The organism is Desulfobacter vibrioformis DSM 8776, from assembly GCF_000745975.1.
Taxonomy (GTDB): Bacteria; Desulfobacterota; Desulfobacteria; order Desulfobacterales; family Desulfobacteraceae; genus Desulfobacter; species Desulfobacter vibrioformis.
On record NZ_JQKJ01000024.1, the window covers coordinates 44,463 to 59,266 of the forward strand.

Sequence of the window (14,804 nt, forward strand, 5' to 3'; positions counted from 1 at the left end):
AGATGAATCCGGTATGATGGATTTCATATTTTTTTTCTTTACCACCTTAGGTTTGGTTATCCTTCAGACCGTTGTTATTCCGGATTTTTCCTGGTTCCCCAACTGTTTTGATCTGATGATCATCAATGTATTGTACCTGAGCCTTTTTTCCCAGCGCTACTGGGTGCCTTTCTGCCTGGTGATCATCGGCAGCATTATGGACAGCCTGTCAGGTGCGCCGTTCTTCCTTCATACCGCCTCGTATCTGTGTATTTACCTGATCGTTTTTTTTCTGCGCCGGCTGGTTTTTCAGCGCAGTGCTGTTTTTGTTTTTATTGTCAGCCTTGCATCCGCCTGCATTTATCAGGGACTGGTGATATTCAGTGTTTTTCTGCTCCAGGGCCAAATGATCATCGCGGCTACGGATTACCGCCTTTGTATCGGTCAAATCATCGGGGCCGCCGTTGGTATTCCCATGGGCGTGTGGGTTTTGGGAACCGTACACCAGAACTTTTTACATGTTGTAAAACAGTCCTGCCGGCAGATGGCTCGCAAATACAGGGGGTAATGTGGGCGGAATCAATAAAAATTCAGATAGAGAATGGATCAAGCATCGATTTATGGGGGCTGGTCTGTGCATTGTTTTTATTTTCAGCGTCCTTTTTTTAAGGCTTGTTTATCTTCAGATGATCCGCGGCGAAGAGTACCGGCGGCTGTCAATGACCAATTGTGTCCGGCTCAAAAGCATTAAATCCTCCCGGGGGCTGATTTATGACCGCAATCGCAATCTTCTTGTGGACAACCGGCCGGCCTTTGACTTGACCATTGTTCTGGAGGATGCCAAACCCCTGGCGACAACCCTTGAGCGCCTGGCCGAACTGACCGGGGATTCTTGTGAGGACCTGGCGGCAACCATTGAAAAAGCCGGGAGATCAGCATTTTACAAACCACTTGTCCTCAAACGGGACATCACAAGGGATCTGCTTGCGGTTGTCGAGGCCCATCAGTTTGATCTGCCCGGTATTCACATTGATATCGAGCCCACCCGCAATTACATCTATAAAAAAACAGCTGCTCACCTGATCGGTTACCTTGGTGAGATCAATAAGGAAGAACTGGCTTCCGGTAAATTTCCTAATGTCCGGTCCGGGGATTCCATTGGCCGGTACGGGGTTGAAAAAAGCTTTGAGGCGGATCTGCAGGGCAAAAGGGGAGGGCACCAGGTCGAAGTGGACGTAAATGGCCGGGTGATAAAAATTCTTAAGACTGTGGAACCGGTTTCCGGAAAGGATCTGATCCTGACAATGGATCTGGCGCTTCAGCAAAAAGCTGAAACCTTGCTTGGGGAGAATGACGGGGCCGTTGTGGCCCTTGACCCCTCAAACGGAGATGTTTTGGTTATGGCATCGTCTCCCAGCTTTGACCAGAATGATTTTATTGGCGGTATCTCTAATAAAAAATGGCAGATTTTAAGGGATGATCCGGGCAAACCCATGAACAACAAGACAATTCAGGCAGAATATCCCCCGGCGTCCACATACAAGATCATCACGGCCCTGGCAGGGCTTGAAGAAAAAGTCATTGACCGCAATTCAACCTTTTTCTGCCCGGGATTTTATAAGTTTGGCAACCGGCGCTACCATTGCTGGAATAAATACGGACATGGTAATTTAAATGTTGTGGATGCCATTGCCCAGTCCTGCGATGTATTTTTTTATCAGACCGGTGAAAAAGTCGGGGTCGATGCACTGGCAAGGTATGCGCATGGCTCTGGTCTGGGGCGGTTGACCGGCATTCGCCTGGCCCATGAGCACCCGGGCTTGATTCCCACTTCGGCATGGAAGAAAAAGCGGTTCAAGGAGCCCTGGCAAGCCGGTGAAACCCTGTCCATCAGTATCGGCCAGGGGTTTAATCTGGTTACCCCGTTGCAGATGGCTGTGTTCATCTCTGCGATTGGAAATAACGGGACCCTTTACCGGCCAAGGCTTGTCAAATCTGTTCAGGATGCAAAAGGGCAGGTGATAAGGGAAATTGAACCCGAGATTGCCGGCGGGTTGCCGGCTTCCAAAGCAAATCTGGCCATTGTAAGGCAAGGGCTCTTAGACGTTGTTCACGGCAATCGCGGCACTGCCCGGCACATCCGTCTCCCCGGCGTTCAAATCGCCGGAAAAACAGGTACGGCACAGGTGTTTTCCCGCAAAGCCGGGGAGAAGTTTGATAACAAAAAGCTGAAGCGTACCCTCCAGGATCATGCCTGGTTTGTCTGTTATGCGCCTGCACAGGACCCTAAAATAGCCATTGCCGTGATCATTGAACATGGGGAGCATGGCTCCAGTGCGGCTGCGCCCGTGGCAAAAGAGTTGATCCATGCCTATCTCGGAGACCCTGAAATCCCAAGCGCCGTGGTCAAGGACGACCAGGAATCTGTAGAGTAAAACTGTGGGGAAAAAAATGTTTGACCGCCGTCTCATATCAAATTTTGACTGGGGATTTTTATTACTTATTTTCGTTATTTGTATTCTGGGATTGACCATTCTTTATTCGGCGGTGACCGCAGGATACGCCGGAAATGTTCTGCCCGCCCTTTTTAAAAAACAGGTTGTCTGGATGGCCGTTGGGTTTGTCATCATGATGGGGTGCCTTGTCATTGATTTTAAAGAGTTTGGCAAACTTCATCTCCTTATCTATGCCACCTGTGTCGGACTTCTGGTGACCACCTGGCTTGCGGGGCATACCGGCGGCGGTTCCCAGCGCTGGCTGGTATTAGGCCCTGTTCGCATACAGACCTCGGAGCTGATGAAAATTTCTTTGATCATCAGCCTGGCTTCGGTATACGCAGACAGTATCAGTCCAGAAGGCCTAGGGTTCAGGCATCTGATCAAGCCGGTGATTTTATGTATTATCCCCTTTAGTCTCATCGTTATCCAGCCCGATCTTGGTACAGGGCTTCTGCTTTTGCTTATTGCCGGGTGTCTTACTTTATTTGTAAAAGTCGAAAAAAAAGTTTTATTCACCCTGGTGGGGACGGGGCTCTCCCTGGTGCCCCTGGTATGGTTTTTCGGCCTTAAAGCGTATCAGAAAGACAGAATTTTAACCTTTTTGAACCCTGAACGGGATCCCCTTGGTGCAGGGTATCACATCATTCAGTCCAAGATCGCCATAGGTTCGGGCATGCTTACCGGGAAGGGATTTCTCCATGGAACCCAGAATGCTTTAAATTTTCTGCCTGAACAGCACACTGATTTTATTCTTTCCGTACTGGCCGAAGAGTGGGGGCTTGTGGGGTGCGGGGTGCTGTTAACCCTTTATTTTATCTTGCTGTTCTGGGGGTTGAATATTTCCTATAGTTGCCGGAATATGTTTGGCTCCCTTCTGGCAATGGGTGTCAGTATTATGATATTCTGGCAAATTTTTATAAATGTCGGCATGGTTATGGGCCTGATGCCGGTGGTCGGGGTGCCTTTGCCCCTGGTTTCCTATGGGGGGTCCTCGGTTGTGACCAACATGGTCGGTTTTGGAATCTTACTCAATATCAGCATGCGAAAATTCAACACGGCCTGACCGGAAACCCGTGATTGGCTTTTCGTTTAGACACTATTTAGAATTGCTGCATTCTGTGTTGACAAAAGGCCTACTGGATGGTACTCAAGTCACGATCATTTTAAGCATTTAGGCTGGATCCGAGCGATTTCAGCCAATAGGATATAGGTAGTTGATTTTTTTGTAATTATTAACTGGCGGAGGAATTTTATGATAACTGTGATTCCTGATATATCAGCAATATATCAGATGGTCAATTTTCTGGTCCTGCTATTCCTCCTCAACTTGGTTCTGTACAAACCTATTCGAAAGGTCATTCTCGAAAGAAAAGCCAAGGTCGGCACCTTAAACTCGGGTGTTGAAAGAGCCTGGGCTGATCTTGAAAAACAAAAGGATGATTACAAAGAAGGGTTGAAACAGGCAAGGGGTGAAGGCCTTAAGAAAAAAGAGGTGTTCATTGAGGAGGCGTCTGCTCAGGAAAAGGAAATTATTACCCGGATCAATCAGAAAGCGCAGGCCAACTTTGCCCAAATTAAGGCACAAGTGGCTGAAGAAACCGAACAGGCCCGCAAAGCGCTTGAGGCCGAGGTCGAGGTGTATGCCAAAGCCATCGGCGAAAAGATACTCGGGAGGGCATGTTAATGGAAAAAATGAATTGGAAAAAACACCTTAAGGTTTCCGCAACTGTCGTGGCCCTTGTGGCTGGTGCGACAGTGGTATGGGCTTCCGGCGGCGGTCACGGTGAAGCAGCGTATCACAATGCATGGCATGATGTTGATACCTGGAAAGTGCTCAACTTCGTGATCCTTGCGCTTGGCTGCTTTTTCATCGCTAAAAAACCGGTGGCGCAGTTCTTCTCTTCCCGCACAAAGGGGATTGAAGAGGAGTTGACAGACCTGGAACAGAAAAAAGCCGATGCAGAAAAGAAACTTGCCGAATACGAAGCCCGGTTCAGGAATCTTGAACAGGAATCTGAAAAGATTGTTGAAGATTACATCAAACAGGGTGAAGATGCCAAAAAAAGGATTCTTGCAGAGGCTGAAGCCCAGGCTGAAAAACTTGAAGATATGGCAAAACGCAATATCGAACAAGAGTTCAAAGCTGCAAAAGTGCTTCTTAAGCAGGAAGTTGTGGAGCTTGCAATGGAGCAGGCAGAGGCGTTCGTTAAAAAATCCATCACTACCCAGGATCAGAACCGTCTGGTCGATGAATATTTGAAAAAGGTGGAGGCATAATGAAAAATCTTGCAGTTTCAAGGCGTTATGCCAAGGCGTTGATTTTGATAGGCCAGGAGGATGGTCAGGCAGATGGGTACAATAATGAGCTTTCCGCAATGGTTGGGCTTTTAGACTCCCAGCTGGGTTTTGAACAGGCTCTTATCAACCCGCTAATCAGAAAAAGTGACCGTAAAAAACTTCTTGAGGCGGTAATCGCTGCTGCAGGCTTTTCAAAAGTGATGAATTCTTTTTTATCATTGCTTTTTGATAAAGGCAGGATCGGTTTTCTCAGAGACATTGCGACGTATTACAGTACAATGGCTGATGAACTTAAAGGTGTTGTCAGGGCAAGTGTTGTGGCTGCCACGAACCTGTCCAAGACAAACATTACAAAAATTCAAAAGTCTTTGTCCCAGAAAACCGGTAAAACCGTTGTGCTTGATGTGCAAAAGGATTCAAGCCTTATCGGCGGTATTATCACAAAAATCGGTGATCTTGTTCTTGACGGCAGCGTAAAAACCCAGCTGATCAATATGAGGGAAACTTTAAAAAAAGGTGAGAGTGTATAATGGAAATTAAAGCAGAAGAAATAAGCCAGATTATAAAAGATCAAATTAAAGGATTTGATGCACAGGTTGATCTGAGCGAAACAGGTGTCGTTCTGTCAGCGGGTGACGGTATTGCCCGTGTTTACGGTTTGGAAAAAGTAAAAGCCATGGAGCTGGTTGAGTTTCCCGGCGGTATTCTGGGGCTGGCACTCAACCTTGAAGCAGATAACGTCGGTGTGGCCATTCTGGGTGATGACAAGGTCATCAAAGAAGGCGATGTCGTTAAAAGAACCGACCGTATCGCTTCCGTCCCGGTTGGCGAAGCGCTGCTGGGCCGGGTTGTAACCACCACAGGCGAGCCTGTTGACGGCAAAGGTCCCATCAATTCCGATATATATATGAACATGGAACTGGTAGCACCGGGTGTTATCGCCAGAAAAGGGGTTCACGAACCCTGCTATACCGGCTCAAAGGCTGTTGATGGGATGACGCCGGTTGGTCGCGGCCAGCGTGAGCTGATCATTGGTGACCGTCAGATCGGCAAAACTGCTGTTGCTGTCGATGCGATCATTGCCCAGAAAGAAAGTGGCATCAAATGTATCTATGTTGCCTGCGGCCAGAAAAAATCAACGGTTGCCCAGGTTGTAGCCGCACTTGAAGAACACGGGGCCATGGAATACACCACTGTTGTTGTGGCATCTGCATCCGAGTCCGCTGCCATGCAGTACCTGGCACCCTATGCAGGTTGCGCCATGGGCGAGTATTTCCGTGATAAAGGCGAGCATGCCCTGATTGTTTATGATGACCTTTCAAAACAGGCTGTTGCTTACCGCCAGGTTTCTTTGCTGCTCAGACGTCCGCCCGGACGTGAGGCCTTCCCTGGGGACATTTTCTACAACCATAGCCGTCTGCTGGAACGTTCTGCCAAGATGAGTGATGAGCTTGGCGCAGGGTCTTTAACCGCACTTCCCATCATTGAAACCCAGGAAGGTGATGTTTCCGCCTTTATTCCCACCAACGTTATTTCCATCACGGACGGACAGATCTTCCTTGACAAGGATTTGTTCTTTGCAGGTATCCGTCCTGCCATTGACGTTGGATTGTCCGTATCCAGGGTAGGCGGCGCAGCCCAGGTAAAAGCCATGAAACAGGTGGCCGGAACCCTTCGTCTGGATCTGGCCCAGTACAGAGAGCTGGAGGCTTTTGCTGCTTTCGGTTCCGATTTGGACGCCGCTACCCAGAAACAGCTGACCCGTGGTGAAAGACTGGTTGAACTGCTCAAACAACCCCAGTACCAGCCGCTTCCCATGGAAAAACAGGTTACCCTGCTTTATGCCGGTACCAAAGGGTTTTTGGATAAATACCCCAAAGAATCCGTTGCCGCATATGAAGCTGGCCTGTATCCCTTTGTCGAAAGCCGGTTCCCCGAAGTTTTCGCCGGTTTGAAAGAGAAACAAAAGATTGATGACGAACTCGAGGCCAAGCTCAAAAAATGCCTTGCAGCCTATGACGAAGAATTCAAGGAAACCCTGAAGTAATCAGGACGGATTTGGACGGATTTGTGAAAACAAACACTAACTTATAGGCGCAAAGGTAGATCATATGGCAACGTTAAAAGAAGTACAATCGAAAATAGTCAGTGTTAAAAAGACTAGACAGATTACCTCTGCCATGAAAATGGTCGCCACTTCAAGATTGCGCGGTGCCCAGAATGCAATGGAAGCATTTAAACCCTATGCTTCCAAATTTGCCGAAGTTCTGGGCTCCATTGCCGGGAAATCAGGAGAGGATGCATCCCCTCTTTTGGTGCCCAGGGAAGAAGTAAAAAAGGTGGCCCTGCTTCTGTGCACGTCTGACAGGGGCTTGTGTGGCGGATTTAACATCAATCTGATTGATAAAGCTGAAAAAATGCTCACATCTGAGCTTGAAGGAAAAGAGGTCTCTTTTGTCTGCTATGGCAAAAAGGGACGTGACTGGGCCAGGAAACAGGGCCATACCAGGGATGCCGAGTATATCGGTGTTGTGGGCGGCAATGTGGAATTCTCAGTGGCTTCCGGATCAGGCCAGACATTGATTAACAGTTTCCTTGAGGGCGCTGTTGATGAAGTATATCTGATTTATTCTGACTTCCAGGGAATGGCAAAACAGGTTCCTACGGTCAAACAGATTCTTCCCATTCCATCTCTTGATGAAGTGGTGGCAGATGAGCTTCAGTCTCCTGCCGAAGACGAAGCCTTCCTGCCGGAACATATCTGCGAGCCGTCATCTGACGCGCTCCTGGGTGAAATGCTCCCCAAGAATGTTTTTATTCAGATATATGACGCACTGCTTCAAACATCCACATCCGAGCATGCTGCCCGTATGCGGGCCATGGAGAATGCGACCAAGGCATGTGAAGATATGGTGGGTGAACTGCAGACCATATTTAATAAAACCCGTCAGGCTGCTATTACGGCAGACCTTATGGATATTGTCGGCGGTGCCGAAGCCCTTAAGGGATAATTAACAGATAGACAGGCATAGATAAAACAGCTTTATAGGAGAATAAAATGGCTGAAAATATAGGTAAAATTTCACAGGTCCTCGGCGCTGTTGTTGACGTTGAGTTTGAGCCCGGAAAACTTCCTCCGGTACTGACCGCTTTGACCATTACCAACCCCACCATCGGGGACATGGAAGATAACCTTGTAATTGAGGTTGCCCAGCACCTGGGTGACAATGTTGTTCGCTGCATCGGTATGGATGTTACCGACGGTCTTCAAAGAGGCATGCCTGTAAAAGATACGGGCGCGCCCATCATGATGCCGGTTGGCGAAGCTTCTCTGGGTCGGGTTCTTAATGTTGTCGGTCGTGCAGTTGACGGTCTTGGCGAGATTTCAAGAGAAAAACAAAGACCCATTCACAGACATGCGCCCGCATTTACAGAGCAGGACACCAGTGTTCGTGTTCTTGAGACTGGTGTAAAGGTTATCGATCTTCTGGTTCCCTTCCCCCGCGGCGGTAAAATGGGCATGTTCGGCGGTGCCGGCGTTGGCAAAACCGTTATCATGATGGAAATGGTTAACAATATCGCCATGCAGCATGGCGGTATCTCTGTATTTGGCGGTGTTGGTGAAAGAACCCGTGAAGGTAACGACCTTTACCATGAAATGAAGGACTCCGGCGTTCTTCCCAAATGTGCGCTGGTTTACGGTCAGATGACAGAACCTCCCGGAGCCCGTGCCCGCGTTGCGCTTTCCGCGTTGACCTGTGCTGAGTATTTTCGTGATGAAGAAGGCCAGGACGTGCTTCTTTTTGTGGATAATATCTTCCGTTTCACCCAGGCCGGTTCAGAGGTCTCTGCAACCCTGGGCCGTATGCCCTCTGCTGTTGGTTACCAGCCGACACTGGCGGTTGACATGGGTGAGCTTCAGGAACGTATTACATCAACAGACAAGGGCTCCATCACCGCGGTACAGTGCGTTTACGTGCCTGCTGATGACTTGACTGACCCGGCCCCTGCCACCACATTCGCCCATCTTGACGGAACGGTTGTACTTTCCCGTCAGATTGCAGAGCTTGGTATTTATCCGGCAGTGGATCCCCTTGACTCCACATCCAGAATTCTTGATGCGGCTTACATTGGCCAAGAGCATTACAGTGTTGCCCGGGTGGTTCAGCAGACCCTGCAAAAATACAAAGAACTCCAGGACATCATTGCCATCCTTGGTATGGATGAATTATCTGACGAGGATAAAGTTACTGTACAGCGGGCCAGAAAACTGCAGAAGTTTTTGTCCCAGCCTTTCCATGTAGCTGAAACCTTTACCGGTATGGCCGGCGTGTTTGTAAAGGTTGAAGATACTGTCAGGTCTTTCAAAGAGATTATCGAAGGTAAGCATGATGATCTTCCCGAAAATGCTTTCTATATGGTGGGAGCCATCGAAGACGCCATTGAAAAAGCCAAAGCTGAATAACCCATTCGGAGGTTCATAATGGCTGATAAATTTTTTCTTGAAGTTGTAACGCCGCAAAAGGCAATTGTCAGTGAAGAGATCCAAAGCATTTCAGCACCTGGCAGCGAAGGTGAGTTCTGTGCCTTGAAAGGGCATACAACTTTTCTGGCCGCATTGAAAATCGGCGGTATCCGTTATAAAGATGCATCCGGTAAAGAACGCATGCTCTTTGTCAGCGGCGGATTTGCCGAAGTGCTTCCGGATAAAGTGACTATCCTTGCTGAATCTGCTGAACGTCGTAAGGATATTAATATAGACCGGGCAAGAGAGGCCCAGAGCCGTGCTGAGAAGCGGTTGAGTGATAAAGCAGCAGATACGGATATTGTTCGTGCTCAGGCTGCTTTGCAGCGGGCTATGTTTCGGACTAAAATTGCCGGAACCCGCTGAGGTCCTGCTTGTCTGATGGTTTGACAACCATCTGGCCTGTAATGTCAAAAAATATGGAATAAAAAAGGGATGCCTTTTAAGGCATCCCTTTTTTGTTTTCATTGCCTTGATTTGTTATTTGAAATGGGGGATGAATGAACAATATTGCAGTGATCATATTGGCTGCCGGAAAAGGCAGCCGCATGAAATCGGATTTGGCCAAGGTGCTCCATAAAGTCGCAGGTAAAAGCATGATCCACCACGTGATCGAAGCGGCTCTCCCTGTTGCTTCCGGTCATATTCATGTCGTGGTCGGACACCAGGCCGAACAAGTTCGGAAGGATGTCCTAAAAAAACATAATGTGTATTTTGCCCTTCAAAAAGAGTTGTTGGGAACAGGGGATGCGGTTAGGGCTGCATTGCCGGGGGTTGATGCCTGTATTCAGCACGTTGTGGTTTTGTGCGGCGACGTTCCGTTGATAAGAACGCAGACCATCGCGGATTTAGTCTCAGCGCACCAAAACCTAAAGGCAGATTTGACTGTTCTCGCAGTAAAGGTAAATGACCCAACCGGTTATGGCAGAATTATCCAGGATAACAACGGAAAACTTCTTGCCATACGTGAGGAGGCAGATGCAACTGATTTGGAAAAACAGATTTGCATCGTCAATTCGGGGATTTTCTGTTTTGAAAAACAATTTCTTGAATTCGGTTTAGAGCAGATTAAAAACAATAACAGTCAGGCAGAATATTATCTTACCGACCTTGTGGAAATAGCTGCCCGGAACAGAGCCAAGGCATTTGTTCAGATAATCCAAGACGCTGAACAGGTCATGGGCGTTAATAACATTGCGCAGTTAAGCCGCATCAATACAGCGTTTCACAAGATATCAAATGAATTATCTTGACTTTCATCCGGCTGCTGAATATATTAGTAGCTAATTTATTACTATTTTATGAGACTTAAGAAATTGGATAATCAGGATATAGCAACCAAGTTTGATGACATTAACATTCATGTCGACTTTTTAATAGAATCTTGTCAGAGTTTTCAAAAAGAAAACACAGAGCTTTTAGCAAAAATTAAAGAGCTTGAAGATCAGCTGGAACAGAAAATAAAAAAAGAAGATGTCTATGTCGGACAGGAGTCCATGATGAATGAAAAAATTGACAGACTCCTTTCAAAACTGGATGGTTTTTCGGAAATCGTACCCGGGGATGAAAAGTTATAAAGTGTTATGAATATATTAACTCGGTAAAGGGATTTCCTTGGATGAAATCGTTAAAATTGAGCTTTTCGGGGAAGAATTTAAGTTTAAACCGGAAAAAGATCAAACATATGATCCGGTAAAGATTGCAGCGCATGTCAAGGAATATATAAATGAAGCAGAAGGCCTCTTCCAGAACAAAACCAGCAGTAAAAACAGGATGGCTATTCTGCTTCTTGCAGCCATGAATTTATCCAAGGATTATCATGAACTGCGTTTGAAGTATTCCGACCTTGAAAAAGACATTGAAAACAGAGTATCATCCTTATTGGAGAAAATAGACAAAACAATGAAATAAATTTTCATTGTTTTAAAATTATAACAAAATCCCCTGCAATGTGCGTGATTGTATGACAGCCTTTAGCCTAACGCATAAATACTTAGGGGACGCACGCTGATACTGGTGAGCACGTTCCCTTGAATACAGGGGAAAAGCCTAAAGGTATTATTGAATCCCCGTCTTTTGGACCCTTGGTTCAAAGCCTTAAAAACAGCACGGCAGCTGTGGGGGATTTTGTTGTAATCTTAAAGACGCTTTGCCGCATCCCCTCCTAATCCTAAAGTATTATTCTTTTTCTTTTACCGAAATGAAACACGGGTATACATTTTTTTGTGTCCCATTATTCCAGGAGATGAATTGTATGAATTCTACAATGATGCTTGCATTAATGCTGGTGCTGCTGGCTGTTGGTGCGGTCATTTTATATGTGATAAAAACAAAACTTGATCAGCAGAAACTTGATTTTTATGAAGAACAACGCGTTGCCATGGAAGGCGCCACTAAAAAAGCGCAAACGCTGCTTAAGGAAGCACAACTTGAGGCCCGTTCCCGCCTGCTTGAAATGAAAAGCACCTTTGATGCCGAGACAGAAGAGACCCGGGCTGAATTGAAAAAAGAGGAACGACGACTTTCTAAAAAAAGTGAAAAGCTTGATAATCTCGAAGATCAATGTGTCAAAAGAGAGAGATCCATAGAAAAAAATGAACGGGATGTTGCGGAAAAACTCGAATCTGTAATTCAGAAGGAGGAATATTATGCCCAGCTTCTTGAAGATACAAAAAAAGAGCTTGAAAAAGTTTCTGGGATGACCCTTGAGCAGGCCAAAGCGCTGCTGCTTAAAACCATGGAGGACGAAGCCAGACATGAAGGTGCCAAAATGGTTAAAAAGATCACAACCGAAGTTAAAGAAAACGCGGATAAAGAGGCTAAAAAGATTATATCTACTGCCATCCAGCGCTATGCGGGCGACTATGTGGCTGAGCGCACGGTTTCTGTGGTTAACCTGCCCGGAGATGAAATGAAGGGGCGGATTATCGGCAGGGAAGGACGCAATATCCGGGCTTTGGAAGCCGCAACCGGTATTGATCTGATTATTGACGATACCCCGGAAGCTGTTATCTTGTCAGGATTCAACCCAGTCAGACGGGAAGTGGCAAGACTTTCCCTTGAAAAGTTGATTTCAGATGGAAGAATACATCCGGCCCGTATCGAAGATGTTGTGGCGCGTGCAACGGAAGAAGTTGATCTGGCTATCAAAGAAGCAGGTGAGCAGGCTGCATTTGACTTAGGGGTACACGGCATTGATCCTGAACTTATCAAGGTGCTCGGCAAACTTAAATTCAGGACATCCTATGCCCAGAATGTCCTGCAGCACTCGGTTGAAGTGGCGTTTCTGGCCGGGGTCATAGCTGCAGAGCTTGGTCTGGATATAAAACTTGCCAAACGTATGGGGCTGCTTCACGATATTGGAAAAGCTGTGGATCATGAAGTCGATGGTGCCCATGCCATTATTGGCGCCAACCTTGCTAAAAAGTACGGTGAAAAACAAAGTGTTGTTAATGCCATTGCAGCCCACCATGAAGACCAGATGCCTGAAAGTGTTTATGATTTTATCGTTCAATCCGCGGATGCGCTTTCCGGTGCCAGGCCCGGTGCCCGAAAAGAGAGCCTTGAAAATTATGTAAAGCGCTTAGAAGACCTTGAAAATATTGCGAATAGTTTTGACGGTGTGGTAAATACCTATGCCATTCAGGCCGGTCGTGAGATCCGGGTCATCACTGAAAGTGAAAAAATTACCGATGAAAGTGCAATGCTGCTTTCAAAGGATATTGCCCGGCAGATTGAAGAAAATCTGACATTTCCGGGCCAGGTTAAAGTTGTTGTGATTCGGGAAACCAGAGCAGTTGAATATACCAGGAAATGATAAGGAAAAAACAGAATGGGTGTTTTATCGGTTTTAAAAGAACGTGGATTCATAGAGGCAACAACCCATACCCAGGAGCTTGAAGACTATTTAGAGAATAATAAGGCGACCTGCTATATCGGTTTTGATCCAACCGCTTCAAGTCTGCACGTAGGAAGTCTGGTGTGCATTATGGCACTGGCTCACATGCAGCGGCATGGGCATCGGCCCATCGGACTTGTCGGCGGCGGAACAGGGCTCATTGGTGATCCTTCCGGTAAAACAGAACTGCGCAAAGTGCTCACCCTGGATCAAATTGATGAAAACAAAGCCGGGATACAGAAGCAATTATCCAGGTTTATTGATTTTTCTGAAGACAAGGCATTGATGCTTGATAATGCTGCCTGGCTTACTAAATTGGAATACATAACGTTTTTAAGGGATATTGGCAGGCATTTTTCCATCAATAAGATGATCAAGGCAGAAAGCGTTAGGTCGAGGATGGAATCCGAAGACGGTCTGACTTTCATTGAATTTAACTATATGTTACTCCAGGCTTATGATTTCATGGAACTTGCAGGCACCCATGACTGTCTCCTTCAGATGGGCGGAAGTGACCAGTGGGGTAACATTGTGGCAGGGATTGATCTCGTGCGCCGCACCCTTGGTAAACAAGCCTTTGGAATCACTTTTCCATTGATAACCACAGCCTCCGGCATAAAAATGGGTAAAACCCATAAGGGTGCTGTATGGCTTGATCCTGAACGGTTTTCTCCCTATGAGTATTATCAGTTCTGGGTAAATACCGATGACCAGGATGTGACAAAATTTCTGGCACTATTTACCTTTCTTCCCATGGAAGAGATCGAAATTGTAAAAAAAATGGATGGGGCGGATTTAAATAAAGCCAAAACCATTCTTGCATATGAGGCGACTAAAATTGCCCATGGAGAAGATGAGGCCCTAAAATCCCTTAAAGCCTCAGCGTCCATGTTTGGATCCGTTGAAGTGCCTGCTGATCTTCTGCCTTCTGCAAGTATCCCCCGGGGGACGCTTTCCTGTGGAACTGATGAGTCCGTGCCAACCAGTACATATAATAAGGGGGCGGTGGTGGACAAGATGTTTGTGGTTGACCTGTTTTGCGATGCAGACCTTTGCAAATCCAAATCCGATGCCCGTCGTCTTATCAAACAAGGGGGAGCCTATATTAATAATGAGAGGCTTGAATCTTTTGAGCAGGTTGTTGTGGAATCGGACGTGAACGATGGTGAAATCCTGCTTAGGGCAGGAAAGAAAAAATATCACAAAATTATTTTAAAATAGTTAAAAAAGTGTTTGACAGAACCCAAATTCAACTGTATATTGTCCAGGTTTTGTTGAACAGGAAACACCAGACAAAATTTTGATCTTTGAAAATTGGTCAGTGAAAAAGAAAAGAGCGGGTCAATGACAATGCGCTTGAGTGTAACAGCTTAAAGTGCAGACCTTAAAAAGTTTTAGTAAAGGATTATAACTGGAGAGTTTGATCCTGGCTCAGAATGAACGCTGGCGGCGTGCTTAACACATGCAAGTCGAACGAGAAAGGGATTGCTTGCAATCCTGAGTAGAGTGGCGCACGGGTGAGTAACACGTAGATAATCTGTCTCCAAGCCTGGGATAACTATTCGAAAGGGTAGCTAATACCGGATAAAGTTGATTCACATAAGTG

The 14,804-nt window shown here is 46.6% G+C and carries 15 protein-coding genes, 1 rRNA gene and 1 other RNA gene; all 17 read left to right on the top strand.

The window, feature by feature from the left end; translation table 11 throughout:
* Nucleotides 1-13 precede the first annotated feature (13 nt).
* Complete coding sequence (locus Q366_RS14690) at nucleotides 14-547, top strand: hypothetical protein (RefSeq protein ID WP_035240345.1); 534 nt, start codon at nucleotides 14-16, stop codon at nucleotides 545-547.
* A gap of 1 nt (nucleotide 548) precedes the next feature.
* On the top strand, nucleotides 549-2,414 hold the full coding sequence (gene mrdA / locus Q366_RS14695; protein ID WP_035240346.1) for a penicillin-binding protein 2: 1,866 nt from the start codon (nucleotides 549-551) through the stop codon (nucleotides 2,412-2,414).
* Between the two features lie 16 nt (nucleotides 2,415-2,430).
* Nucleotides 2,431-3,540: a rod shape-determining protein RodA gene (gene rodA, locus Q366_RS14700; protein ID WP_035240347.1), complete on the top strand. Its 1,110-nt coding sequence runs from the start codon at nucleotides 2,431-2,433 to the stop codon at nucleotides 3,538-3,540.
* 189 nt (nucleotides 3,541-3,729) lie between these two features.
* Nucleotides 3,730-4,161 (top strand): F0F1 ATP synthase subunit B family protein, encoded by a 432-nt coding sequence (locus Q366_RS14705; RefSeq protein ID WP_035240348.1) that lies wholly within the window; start codon nucleotides 3,730-3,732, stop codon nucleotides 4,159-4,161.
* A complete protein-coding gene (atpF, locus tag Q366_RS14710) occupies nucleotides 4,161-4,754 on the top strand; it encodes a F0F1 ATP synthase subunit B (RefSeq protein ID WP_035240349.1) in 594 nt (197 codons plus the stop codon). The genes Q366_RS14705 and atpF overlap by 1 nt, the downstream gene beginning before the upstream one ends.
* On the top strand, nucleotides 4,754-5,305 hold the full coding sequence (atpH, locus tag Q366_RS14715; RefSeq protein ID WP_035240350.1) for an ATP synthase F1 subunit delta: 552 nt from the start codon (nucleotides 4,754-4,756) through the stop codon (nucleotides 5,303-5,305). The genes atpF and atpH overlap by 1 nt, the downstream gene beginning before the upstream one ends.
* A complete protein-coding gene (atpA, locus tag Q366_RS14720) occupies nucleotides 5,305-6,822 on the top strand; it encodes a F0F1 ATP synthase subunit alpha (protein ID WP_035240351.1) in 1,518 nt (505 codons plus the stop codon). Before atpH ends, atpA begins: the two co-directional genes overlap by 1 nt.
* Nucleotides 6,823-6,886: 64 nt before the next feature.
* Nucleotides 6,887-7,786: an ATP synthase F1 subunit gamma gene (gene atpG / locus Q366_RS14725; protein ID WP_035240352.1), complete on the top strand. Its 900-nt coding sequence runs from the start codon at nucleotides 6,887-6,889 to the stop codon at nucleotides 7,784-7,786.
* 47 nt (nucleotides 7,787-7,833) lie between these two features.
* Complete coding sequence (gene atpD / locus Q366_RS14730) at nucleotides 7,834-9,240, top strand: F0F1 ATP synthase subunit beta (protein WP_035240353.1); 1,407 nt, start codon at nucleotides 7,834-7,836, stop codon at nucleotides 9,238-9,240.
* An 18-nt stretch (nucleotides 9,241-9,258) separates the two neighbouring features.
* Nucleotides 9,259-9,666, top strand: coding sequence for a F0F1 ATP synthase subunit epsilon (locus tag Q366_RS14735; protein ID WP_035240354.1), 408 nt, complete (start codon nucleotides 9,259-9,261; stop codon nucleotides 9,664-9,666).
* Nucleotides 9,667-9,800: 134 nt separating this feature from the next.
* Nucleotides 9,801-10,553 carry a sugar phosphate nucleotidyltransferase gene (locus Q366_RS14740; RefSeq protein WP_035240355.1) on the top strand — a complete coding sequence of 251 codons (753 nt, stop codon included), beginning with the start codon at nucleotides 9,801-9,803 and terminating at the stop codon, nucleotides 10,551-10,553.
* A 63-nt stretch (nucleotides 10,554-10,616) separates the two neighbouring features.
* Nucleotides 10,617-10,877, top strand: coding sequence for a hypothetical protein (locus tag Q366_RS14745; RefSeq protein ID WP_245619978.1), 261 nt, complete (start codon nucleotides 10,617-10,619; stop codon nucleotides 10,875-10,877).
* Between the two features lie 37 nt (nucleotides 10,878-10,914).
* On the top strand, nucleotides 10,915-11,211 hold the full coding sequence (locus Q366_RS14750; RefSeq protein ID WP_035240357.1) for a cell division protein ZapA: 297 nt from the start codon (nucleotides 10,915-10,917) through the stop codon (nucleotides 11,209-11,211).
* Nucleotides 11,212-11,238: 27 nt separating this feature from the next.
* A non-coding RNA gene (gene ssrS, locus Q366_RS20950) (6S RNA) lies at nucleotides 11,239-11,428 on the top strand.
* Nucleotides 11,429-11,554: 126 nt separating this feature from the next.
* Nucleotides 11,555-13,117: a ribonuclease Y gene (rny, locus tag Q366_RS14755; RefSeq protein WP_035240358.1), complete on the top strand. Its 1,563-nt coding sequence runs from the start codon at nucleotides 11,555-11,557 to the stop codon at nucleotides 13,115-13,117.
* A gap of 15 nt (nucleotides 13,118-13,132) precedes the next feature.
* Nucleotides 13,133-14,419, top strand: coding sequence for a tyrosine--tRNA ligase (gene tyrS, locus Q366_RS14760; protein ID WP_035240359.1), 1,287 nt, complete (start codon nucleotides 13,133-13,135; stop codon nucleotides 14,417-14,419).
* Between the two features lie 187 nt (nucleotides 14,420-14,606).
* Nucleotides 14,607-14,804, top strand: a 16S ribosomal RNA gene (locus Q366_RS14765); the annotation flags it as partial.

Excerpts from the sequence above, each read along its gene's own strand:
- atpF (WP_035240349.1), top strand. The coding sequence starts at position 4,161 with ATGGAAAAAATGAATTGGAAAAAACACCTTAAGGTTTCCGCAACTGTC.
- atpH (WP_035240350.1), top strand. The coding sequence starts at position 4,754 with ATGAAAAATCTTGCAGTTTCAAGGCGTTATGCCAAGGCGTTGATTTTG.
- rodA (WP_035240347.1), top strand. The coding sequence starts at position 2,431 with ATGTTTGACCGCCGTCTCATATCAAATTTTGACTGGGGATTTTTATTA.
- Q366_RS14705 (WP_035240348.1), top strand. The coding sequence starts at position 3,730 with ATGATAACTGTGATTCCTGATATATCAGCAATATATCAGATGGTCAAT.
- Q366_RS14740 (WP_035240355.1), top strand. The coding sequence starts at position 9,801 with ATGAACAATATTGCAGTGATCATATTGGCTGCCGGAAAAGGCAGCCGC.
- tyrS (WP_035240359.1), top strand. The coding sequence starts at position 13,133 with ATGGGTGTTTTATCGGTTTTAAAAGAACGTGGATTCATAGAGGCAACA.
- rny (WP_035240358.1), top strand. The coding sequence starts at position 11,555 with ATGAATTCTACAATGATGCTTGCATTAATGCTGGTGCTGCTGGCTGTT.
- atpD (WP_035240353.1), top strand. The coding sequence starts at position 7,834 with ATGGCTGAAAATATAGGTAAAATTTCACAGGTCCTCGGCGCTGTTGTT.
- atpG (WP_035240352.1), top strand. The coding sequence starts at position 6,887 with ATGGCAACGTTAAAAGAAGTACAATCGAAAATAGTCAGTGTTAAAAAG.
- Q366_RS14690 (WP_035240345.1), top strand. The coding sequence starts at position 14 with ATGATGGATTTCATATTTTTTTTCTTTACCACCTTAGGTTTGGTTATC.
- atpA (WP_035240351.1), top strand. The coding sequence starts at position 5,305 with ATGGAAATTAAAGCAGAAGAAATAAGCCAGATTATAAAAGATCAAATT.
- Q366_RS14735 (WP_035240354.1), top strand. The coding sequence starts at position 9,259 with ATGGCTGATAAATTTTTTCTTGAAGTTGTAACGCCGCAAAAGGCAATT.